At 38.0% G+C, this 9,345-nt stretch carries 10 protein-coding genes; 8 read left to right on the forward strand and 2 right to left on the reverse strand.

Translation table 11 applies throughout. The annotated features are described in order from the left end of the window. Window positions 1-181: 181 nt before the first annotated feature. Both H5116_RS19750 and H5116_RS19755 read right to left on the reverse strand, forming a co-directional pair. Entirely contained in the window at window positions 182-1,579 is a 1,398-nt protein-coding gene (locus H5116_RS19750; RefSeq protein WP_182716908.1) for a heavy metal sensor histidine kinase, read from the reverse strand. Further along, window positions 1,569-2,255 (reverse strand): heavy metal response regulator transcription factor, encoded by a 687-nt coding sequence (locus H5116_RS19755; RefSeq protein WP_010388408.1) that lies wholly within the window; start codon window positions 2,253-2,255, stop codon window positions 1,569-1,571. Before H5116_RS19755 ends, H5116_RS19750 begins: the two co-directional genes overlap by 11 nt. A 166-nt stretch (window positions 2,256-2,421) precedes the next feature. On the opposite strand from H5116_RS19755, the gene H5116_RS19760 reads away from it, so the two are divergent. From H5116_RS19760 to H5116_RS19795, 8 genes are all read left to right on the forward strand, one after another. Continuing rightward, a complete protein-coding gene (locus H5116_RS19760) occupies window positions 2,422-4,245 on the forward strand; it encodes a copper resistance system multicopper oxidase (RefSeq protein ID WP_010388409.1) in 1,824 nt (607 codons plus the stop codon). Next, window positions 4,242-5,105 (forward strand): copper resistance protein B, encoded by an 864-nt coding sequence (locus H5116_RS19765; RefSeq protein WP_002963237.1) that lies wholly within the window; start codon window positions 4,242-4,244, stop codon window positions 5,103-5,105. The genes H5116_RS19760 and H5116_RS19765 overlap by 4 nt, the downstream gene beginning before the upstream one ends. A 22-nt stretch (window positions 5,106-5,127) precedes the next feature. Beyond that, window positions 5,128-5,535, forward strand: coding sequence for a copper resistance CopC family protein (locus H5116_RS19770; RefSeq protein WP_010388411.1), 408 nt, complete (start codon window positions 5,128-5,130; stop codon window positions 5,533-5,535). A gap of 11 nt (window positions 5,536-5,546) precedes the next feature. Then, a complete protein-coding gene (locus H5116_RS19775) occupies window positions 5,547-6,455 on the forward strand; it encodes a copper resistance D family protein (RefSeq protein WP_010388414.1) in 909 nt (302 codons plus the stop codon). A 23-nt stretch (window positions 6,456-6,478) separates the two neighbouring features. Next, the gene (locus tag H5116_RS19780) at window positions 6,479-6,967 is read left to right on the forward strand and encodes a DUF4440 domain-containing protein (RefSeq protein ID WP_002963057.1); all 489 of its coding nucleotides are present in this window, start codon (window positions 6,479-6,481) and stop codon (window positions 6,965-6,967) included. A 10-nt stretch (window positions 6,968-6,977) separates the two neighbouring features. Beyond that, on the forward strand, window positions 6,978-7,496 hold the full coding sequence (locus H5116_RS19785) for a DUF411 domain-containing protein (RefSeq protein WP_002963058.1): 519 nt from the start codon (window positions 6,978-6,980) through the stop codon (window positions 7,494-7,496). A gap of 133 nt (window positions 7,497-7,629) precedes the next feature. Next, window positions 7,630-8,142, forward strand: a complete 513-nt coding sequence (locus tag H5116_RS19790; RefSeq protein WP_010388415.1) for a DUF305 domain-containing protein — start codon at window positions 7,630-7,632, stop codon at window positions 8,140-8,142. A 28-nt stretch (window positions 8,143-8,170) separates the two neighbouring features. Beyond that, window positions 8,171-8,902: a MauE/DoxX family redox-associated membrane protein gene (locus H5116_RS19795; protein ID WP_002963060.1), complete on the forward strand. Its 732-nt coding sequence runs from the start codon at window positions 8,171-8,173 to the stop codon at window positions 8,900-8,902. Window positions 8,903-9,345 lie beyond the last annotated feature (443 nt).

The raw sequence follows: 9,345 nt of genomic DNA on the forward strand, positions 1-9,345 counted from the left end.
ATGCTGAAATAGCATCAAAGAGTTTTAAACTTCGACCGGAATTAATTGCGAACGACCCCTATGCCCATCATTTCTCATCAATTTAATCTGTTTTAATGTATTAAGTAAATGTCTGCTATTGGCACTTAGCTGAACTTCGCCAAAGAGCTACAAGCAAACATTGAGTTATTGGTTTTAATAATTAGCTTTTAACTAAATTTAAATAAACTTTAAAGCTGGTAGTTTGATTATTTGAACTGACCTCTATATCTCCACCGTTTGCTTGCGCTAGAGCTTTAACTATTGCAAGCCCTAAACCTGCTCCGTCACTGTGTCGTTGCCGCGACTTATCAGGTCGATAAAAGCGGTCAAATAAATAAGGTAAATGCTCAGAAGGTATTCCCTCCCCTGTATTAATCACTGAAATGCATATTTTTTCAGCGGTGGTCATTTCACTGTTTACAGTGATTGATGAGCCTTTTGGAGCGTACCTAATTGCATTGGATAGTAAGTTTGATAATAATTGACGAAAGTGTAATTTGTCACAATAAAAACAAAGGTTTTGACCTTTTTTATTAAATGCAATCAATGAGTCTTCAGCCAAAGCGTCAAAATACTCAAATAACACTTCAATTTCATCATGGCTTTTTAGAGTGTTTTGAACTGGTTTAATTAGCCCGTTTTGAGTTTTGGCGAGCCAAAGCATATCACTAACCATTTTCGTTAATCGCTCGAGTTCTTCTAAGTTAGAAAATAATAATTCTTGATACTCTTCCAACTGCCTTTTTTTAGATAATCCAACCTGTGTTTGAGTAATTATATTCGTTAGTGGAGTTCGTAGTTCATGAGCAATATCACTAGAAAAATTTGATAAGCGAATAAATTCACCCTGGAGCCTGTCGAGCATTGAGTTAAACGACTGCACCATATTAACAAGCTCAATAGGCACTTTATTTTCATCGAGCCTTACATCCATTTTATTAGTTTGGATATCGTGTATTTTCTGACTTAAACCTCGTAAAGGGTTTAATCCTTGATGTACAGCAAACCAAGCCACCAATGAAATGAGTACCGCTGAGCCAAACATAATGGCCCAAAGGCTTTGTTGAAATTGATTGAGAAAGTGTAAATGAAAGCTCATGTCTATCGCTGTAGTAATTTTGTATTGCTGTTGCTCAGTACTTAAATTACTCACCAGAGCTCGGTAGGTGTGGGTATCATTTTGCCATGAGGTAATGTTGTTACGGTTAAAGCCAGTTGAAGCCTTAGCACTCATTACAAAATCACTAAAATCTCGTTCAGAGCTTTGAAAAATGAGATCTCCTTTTGCGGTATTTACCTGATAGTAAACACCGTGATGACCCGCTACAGCGTTAGATAATTCATTTTTAAATTTCAGGTTTGATTTATAGTGTTGTCTTAAAACTAATTCAATAGATTGATTAATAACATGCAGTTCACTACTATCTTGCTGGAAAAAATGATGTTTTATCGAACTATTTATTAAGGTGGCAACTAAAGTTAAGCACGCAATAACGGTTACAGCCACAAACAACACAACACGCATCGTAAGTGATAAAGGCCGTGACTTAATAGCCATCAGTTTCAACCTCTAATTTATAGCCCATACCGCGAACTGTATGAATTAATTTAATAGTAAAGTCATCATCAACTTTTGCTCTTAGCCTACGAATGGCAACATCAATCACATTGGTGTCGCTATCAAAATTCATATCCCATACTTGAGAAGCAATTAACGAACGTGGCAGTACTTCACCTTCGCGCCGTAACAATAGTTCAAGTAAGCTAAACTCTTTATTACTCAATAAAATACGCTTGCCTGCACGTTGTATTTTTCGCTTTGGAATATCCATTTCTAAATCAGCAACGATCAGTATATCGTCAACTGTTTGTACTGCACCACGGCGAATAAGAGTGCGTACTCTTGCTAAAACTTCAGCAAAAGCAAAAGGCTTTATTAAATAGTCATCAGCACCAAGTTCGAGCCCCTTTACTCTATCGTCTATGCTATCGCGAGCAGATAAAAATAGTACTGGGGTTTTGTTATCTGCTTCACGTAGCGACTGTAAAATTTTCCAACCGGATACGTCAGGTAACATGACATCAAGTATTATTACATCAAATAATTCGGTCATTGCTAGGTGATGACCGTCAAGACCATTGCGCGCCAAAGAAACCTGAAAACCAGCTTCACTTAGTCCCTGTTTTAAATAATCTCCCGTTTTTGCTTCATCTTCAACAACTAATAAGCGCATACAATTCCTTCATTAAAGTCCTAACAACTACCTCTGCAAATATTATGCAGTATCTGTCACTACAGCAACATGACACCAAGATTACAACTTTGTAATGTTCGCGTCATGTTGAAGACAGGTCTATTTTCTATACTCAATACATATTCTGCTATGAAGGAGTAAGGAAATGGGGTTTAAAAAGTCATCACAACAGGTTAGCACACCACGAAGACGATTTGTTCAAGGCTTAATTGCAGGAGGTGTACTTGCTGCTTTTCCGAGTGTATTACATGCTGCATCATCTTTAGTAGCAGGAACAATAACAGGCACTGTGCCCGAACTTAGCGGCGAAGTAATTGATCTGGTTATAGATGAATCGCCGGTTAACTTTACTGGCGTAGTACGTATGGCGACAACTATCAATGGATCTATACCCGCTCCTACCTTGCGCCTCAAAGAAGGCGATGACGTTACTATTAGAGTAACAAATAAGTTATCAGTACCGAGTTCAATTCATTGGCATGGCATTATTTTACCGTATCAAATGGATGGCGTACCAGGTATCAGCTTTAAAGGCATTATGCCGGGCGAAACCTTTGTTTATAAATTTAAACTGCAACAAAGCGGTACATATTGGTATCACTCACATAGTGGCTTTCAAGAAATGACAGGCATGTACGGTGCATTAATTATTGAACCGCGAGAAAACGATATTATTAGTGCAGATAACGAGCATGTTATTCAATTATCTGATTGGACTGATGATGACCCAATGGCGCTGTTCCGTAAATTAAAAGTACAGAGTGATGTATTTAATTTCAATCAACCCACTGTCCCAGAGTTTTTCGATGACGTTTCAAGCAGCAGTATTTCAAATGCTCTACAGCGCCGAAAAATGTGGAATCAGATGCGAATGAATCCTACAGATTTAGCTGATTTATCTGCATCAGCAATGACTTTTTTAATGAACGGTAGTACTCCAATGGCAAACTGGCGTGGATTATTTAAAGTCGGTGAAAAGCTTAGGTTAAGGTTTATTAATGGCTCTAGTAATAGCTTTTTTGACGTGCGTATCCCCGAGTTAAAACTAACGGTTGTACAAGCAGATGGGCAAAACGTTGAACCAGTGACAGTTGATGAATTTAGATTCGGCCCTGGTGAAACCTACGACGTAATTGTTGAGCCTAAAAATGATGCCTATACGATTTTTGCTCAAAGTATGGATCGCTCTGGTTACGCAAAAGGAACTTTATCAAGCTCGCCTAATATTGATGCGCCAGTACCTGCACTTGACCCTGTTGAATGGTTAACGATGACCGATATGATGGGCAATATGACCCACGGCGGTGAGCACTCTGCAATGGCTGGTATGGCAGGCATGTCAGGTATGAACTCTAAAGAAATGGATCATAGCGCTATGGGCCACGGTGCAATGGCGATGGATCATAGCAAACATGGTATGTCTGAAAACCCATTAGCGGTTGCCAGCTCTAAAGTGCGTCATGCAAAAACGGAGTATGGAGCTTCAGTTGATATGCGCGTTGATATGCCTAGAACAAATCTTGATGATCCTGGTATTGGTTTACGTAAAAATGGTCGTCGTGTTTTAACACTTGCAGATTTACACTCACTTGAAGGGATCACTAACCAGCAAGAGCCAGAAGCTGAAATTGAGCTGCATTTAACCGGAAACATGGAGCGTTATAGCTGGTCATTTGATGGCTTAGAATTTGGTAAAAGCACGCCAGTGCATATGAAGCATAACCAACGTTTAAGAGTTATTTTACAAAACGATACCATGATGACGCACCCTATGCATTTGCATGGTATGTGGAGTGATTTAGAAAACGAGCAAGGTGATGTGCAAGTGCGACGTCATACGATACCTGTTCAACCCGCACAAAGAATCAGCTTTTTAACCACCCCTCACGATGTAGGTCGCTGGGCTTGGCATTGCCATTTATTATTCCATATGGATGCCGGTATGTTTAGAGAGGTAGTCGTATCATGAAACAATTAAAACTATCTAAATCATTAGGTTTATTAATGTTAACAGGGGCTTCATTAATTAGTTTCCCTTTATTAGCGCAAAGTGAAATGGCACAAATGAATAGCGCTAAGATGCAACCACAAGGAGGAAGTGCACCTAAAGATGCAAGAGACCCCCATGCTTACTCTGCGGGAACAACTTTAACAGAAGGCCCATATGCGCTTGAGGGCAATGAGCGATTAACACTCGCTGATGAGCATCCATTTTACGCATTACTAGGCGATCGTCTTGAATATAACGAGCAAGCAAACGCAGGTGTATTTGACTTACAAGCATGGTACGGCACTACCTTTGATCGATTGGTAATTAAAACCGAGGGTGATTTCAGCGAAGGAAGTATTGAAGAAAACCAAACCGATATTTTATGGGGTCACGCCGTATCAGCATATTGGGATACTCAAGCAGGTGTTCGTCTTGATTACAATAAAGAAGGTGAAAATCGGCAATGGTTGGCTTTTGGCTTACAAGGTTTAGCCCCTTATTGGTTTGAACTTGATATGACAGCATACGTAGGTGAGCGAGGCAATACCGCATTTACGTTAGAGGCAGAGTACGAACTATTACTCACGCAAAAGCTAATTATACAACCGCGAGCCGAAATTACACTTTATGGCAAAAACGATAAACAAAACGAACTTGGAAGTGGCCTATCAAGCAGCGCGATTGGCTTTAGGGTTCGTTATGAATTTACACGCCAGTTTGCGCCCTATATTGGCGTTGAATGGAGCAATAAATTTGGCAATACCGCCGACTATGCCACATCAAGTGGACAAAGTAGCAACAACACCGCATTTGTTACGGGTATTAAATTTTGGTTTTAATCATTTTAAATAAGAGGTAATTATGAAGTTTTTTAATTCTGCAGTAGCTATTTTAGGTTTAGTACTTACATTTTCCGCATCAGCGCATATATCACTCAAGCAATCAACACCTGCGCAAGAAGCCATGTTAATGAAAAGCCCAGAGCAACTTTCGTTAACTTTTGGTGGTGAAGTAAGGCTAGCAAAAGTCATCATCAAAGATGAAAAAAATAAATCAATAAACTTTGATTTCAAACCAAGCTCTACCCCAAGCACAGACTTTAGTTGGTCATTGCCGAGCTTAGTCCAAGGCACTTACACGGTTAAATGGACAGCACTGGGTGGTGATGGACATAAAATGACCGACACGTTTAGATTTATGGTACACAAAAGTGAATCGCATAAGATGATGCAAGTACAATCTAATACCCACAGCAAACATAATCATTAAGTAGCAACATAATGCAATTAAGTGAATGGTCAGTACTCTTACTATTATTAAAACTAGCAAGCTATATCGCAATTTCAGGGCTTGCGGGCACTTTATTAATGCGCTTTATGTGTGGCAACAGCAATGTTGCAGGGCATCACTTAATTAGCTTTTATCAGTTCTTAAAACGTTGGCAAATTACGTGTGTAGTTACAGGTAGTATTGCTGCACTTTTACAAGTACCAATAGAAGCTGGAGCAATGGCTGAATCAGGCTTTATGGGAATGTTTGACCCCTTTATGCTTGAAATTGTTTGGCAATCAGTCATAGGTGACCAAGCAACGTTTAGAATACCAGCGCTTATTATTGCTCTAATTAGCGCATGTATGTGGAGTGTGGAATCAGATGATAACGTAGCAGGTTATAAAAACGTTGCCGTTATACTAATCATGCTTGGGTTTATCGCTTATAGCTTCACTTTTACTGGGCACAGTGCAAATGAAAATGGGTTAGTGAAAAGTATTTTAACCTTTCACCTTATTGCCATTGCGAGCTGGTTAGGGTCATTGTGGCCGCTTTACAAAAGCTGCACTTTACTACCTACCAGTGAAGTAAAGCGGTTAATGCATTACTTTGGTCAACTCGCTATTGTTATTGTATTTGTACTACTTATTTCGGGCTTAACTCTGCTCCTGCAGTACCTAGAGTCATTTTCTGCATTGTTTACATCAAATTATGGGCAACTAATTTTATTAAAGCTGTTACTCGTCAGCGCGATGCTGTTACTAGGTGCATGGCATAAGCTTTTTTTAGTCCCGCAAATCACTCAACAACACCATATAAGTATATTAAAACGCTCGATCACTGTTGAAATATTAATTGCCCTATTTGTACTTATTACAACAAGTGTATTTACAACACTTGTTGGTCCGCCTATTTAACGATTAATAAAAAAGGAAAATGTATGTTAATTAAATCCTCTAATTTAAAAATTTTATTGCTACTAATTTTTAGCGCTGTTAGTTCTTTTGCTGTGAACGCACACACCCATGAAGAGCACACAAAAAAAGGCTGGGTCTTTGTTAATGTTGATAGCGAAGCTGCAAAGGCAGTTAGCTTATTTCATGCATCCCTAAAACAAGGCGATGCCAAAGGTGCCCGTAAATTACTGGCCGACGATGTCGTCATTTTTGAAGGCGGAATTGTTGAGCGTTCTGCAGATGTATACGCGAACCATCATATGATAGCGGATATGAAATTCTTAAGTGCAGTTGATAGTGAACTGCTAGAGCATCAAGTTCACACAAATGGAGACATAGCTTACTCAATTTCAAGAAGTAAAACTCAAGGAAAGTATAAAGGGAAAGATATTAAGTCTACGGGAATGGAATCAATCACATTAAAAAACACCGATAAAGGTTGGAAAATCACTCATATTCACTGGTCTAATTAAGGAGTTAACAATGCGAGTAATCTACATTACCTCAGCGTTTTTTTTATCATTAACTATGTCATTTTCGGCAATGAGTATCGAAAAACAGCATAAAACATCAATAATCTATGAAAATTCAGAAAAACCTGAAATTGAGCTTACCGTTTATAAAAGTAAAAATTGTGGATGTTGTAATAAGTGGATTGCTCATTTGAGTGAAAACAATATTCAAACAAAAGCAATTAACGTTAATGACATGGGGTCGATTAAATCTCAGTATCAAATAAAACCTAATATGCGCTCATGCCATACAGCCGTGTCAGCCGATGGATTTGTATTTGAAGGTCATGTTCCCGTTAAACATATAAAACAGTTTTTATCTGGGCAACACGCTCCGCACATTACAGGCTTAAGTGTACCAGCCATGCCTATTGGCACTCCCGGAATGGAAATGGAGGGTATATTTCACAAATATAATATTGAACTACTCACTGACAACTCAAATGAAGAAACCTACAGATACATAAGTAAATCCAGCGAGCAATTTTAGCCTAACGGCATAATTCTTGAGTTAATTATTAAATACCCATTTTACACAACAGGAAACACTGATTTGTGAGCTTGATAGTGTAAAAATTACTCACATGTAAAAACAAAATACAAAACTTTTAAGGAGCAATACAATGTCACACTATTCAAAATTTTTTTTAATGATAGCAACATCCACAATAACCATGTTTGTATTGATGTATTTGAACACCTACCAACTTAGTCATGTTTATTTTAGTGAAACTCGTACTTATATGGCGCTTTATATGGGAGCCACGATGGCAGTGATAATGCTACTTTTCATGCTCAATATGTATAAAGATAAAAAGAAAAATATAACAGTACTCATTGCTAGTGTTGCCGTATTTGCAGGAAGTTTATTTTTAGTTCGCTCACAAGTGACTGTTGATGATAGCTCATGGATGTCGGCGATGATCCCACATCATTCAATTGCCATACTCACCAGTGACAGGGCAAAAATCAAAGATAAACGCGTTCAAAAGCTTGCTACAAATATAATTGAAGCCCAAGAGCGAGAAATAAAAGAAATGCAATGGCTCCTAAAAGATATAGAGCAAAACGGCATTGCACAAACCAATGCTCAAGCACAATTAAGAGCTGTTCCAGATTTCAATTCAAATAAATAAATAAACCGCATAACATAAGGAGTAAAGCATGAGTAAATCAGCCCAACTTTTTAGAATGGCAACAGATGAGCATATTTGTCCGTTTGGTTTAAAATCAAAAGACCTACTAGAGCGAGAGGGATATACAGTTGATGATCAGCTTTTAACTTCTCGAGAGCAAACAGATGAATTTAAAAAACAACACAGTGTAGAAACTACACCTCAAGCATTTATTGATAATAAACGTATAGGTGGCTACGACGATTTACGTGATTACTTTAATAAGCCACAAGCAGCCCAAGAAGGTACAACTTACACGCCCGTGATTGCGATTTTTTCGGTTAGTTTTTTGCTTAGTGTGGCATTTAGTTTTGCATCGGATAATAGCTTATTATCAATGCAAACCGCTGAACTGTTTGTAGCCCTAACAATGGCAGTGTTAGCAATACAAAAGCTTCAAGACTTATTTAGCTTTACTAATTCATTTATAACCTATGACTTAGTCGCTATGAAAGTAGTCAGGTACGCTTATGTTTACCCATTTTTAGAAGCATTTGTTGGCATTGGAATGATAGCCGGGTTACCAGCCTATATTATTGCCCCTATTTCATTATTCATAGGTGGGGTTGGTGCTGTTTCAGTGATAAAAGCAGTCTATATAGATAAACGAGAGTTAAAATGTGCGTGTGTAGGCGGTGACAGTAACGTACCACTAGGGTTTATCTCTCTAACAGAAAACTTATTTATGATAGCTGCCGGTATTTGGATGTTTGTTAGGTAAATAACAGCTTTAATTTAAAAATATGATGACGAGCTTATTTATAGCACGAACCAGATTCAGTAGTTGAGTCTGGTTCTGCCTGAACTTAAAATGCCATCAATTTGCTCTGGCTTCTCTAAGGTATCTTGAAGTTACAACGAGACTAAAGTTTTTTATCAATTGCATGATTTAAAAAAGCACTAGCCCTCTAATTTTATTAAATAGATCTAATCTAAATTTGATTCCAGAATTCTTTTGGCAATAAATTTTTAATCATCCTAGTGTTTAAGAATTTATAAATTTAATTAATAAATTTTGTGAAATTTTTCTAGTCCGCTTAGAGCGAAAAGCAGACATTGACCGTTAATCGTTTCAACGACGGCAATTAGCCATACGTTGCATGTTTGCTCCCTTACTGGTTTTACGATATCCAAAACCGACATAACGACCATTAAGCAAATACC

Origin of the sequence: Pseudoalteromonas sp. SG45-2, from assembly GCF_014164115.1 — a bacterium.
Classification (GTDB): Bacteria; Pseudomonadota; Gammaproteobacteria; order Enterobacterales; family Alteromonadaceae; genus Pseudoalteromonas; species Pseudoalteromonas distincta.

Coding starts and splice junctions, on each gene's coding strand:
- H5116_RS19790 (WP_010388415.1), top strand. CDS start 7,630: ATGTCACACTATTCAAAATTTTTTTTAATGATAGCAACATCCACAATA.
- H5116_RS19765 (WP_002963237.1), top strand. CDS start 4,242: ATGAAACAATTAAAACTATCTAAATCATTAGGTTTATTAATGTTAACA.
- H5116_RS19780 (WP_002963057.1), top strand. CDS start 6,479: ATGTTAATTAAATCCTCTAATTTAAAAATTTTATTGCTACTAATTTTT.
- H5116_RS19795 (WP_002963060.1), top strand. CDS start 8,171: ATGAGTAAATCAGCCCAACTTTTTAGAATGGCAACAGATGAGCATATT.
- H5116_RS19770 (WP_010388411.1), top strand. CDS start 5,128: ATGAAGTTTTTTAATTCTGCAGTAGCTATTTTAGGTTTAGTACTTACA.
- H5116_RS19750 (WP_182716908.1), bottom strand. CDS start 1,579: ATGGCTATTAAGTCACGGCCTTTATCACTTACGATGCGTGTTGTGTTG.
- H5116_RS19775 (WP_010388414.1), top strand. CDS start 5,547: ATGCAATTAAGTGAATGGTCAGTACTCTTACTATTATTAAAACTAGCA.
- H5116_RS19755 (WP_010388408.1), bottom strand. CDS start 2,255: ATGCGCTTATTAGTTGTTGAAGATGAAGCAAAAACGGGAGATTATTTA.
- H5116_RS19760 (WP_010388409.1), top strand. CDS start 2,422: ATGGGGTTTAAAAAGTCATCACAACAGGTTAGCACACCACGAAGACGA.
- H5116_RS19785 (WP_002963058.1), top strand. CDS start 6,978: ATGCGAGTAATCTACATTACCTCAGCGTTTTTTTTATCATTAACTATG.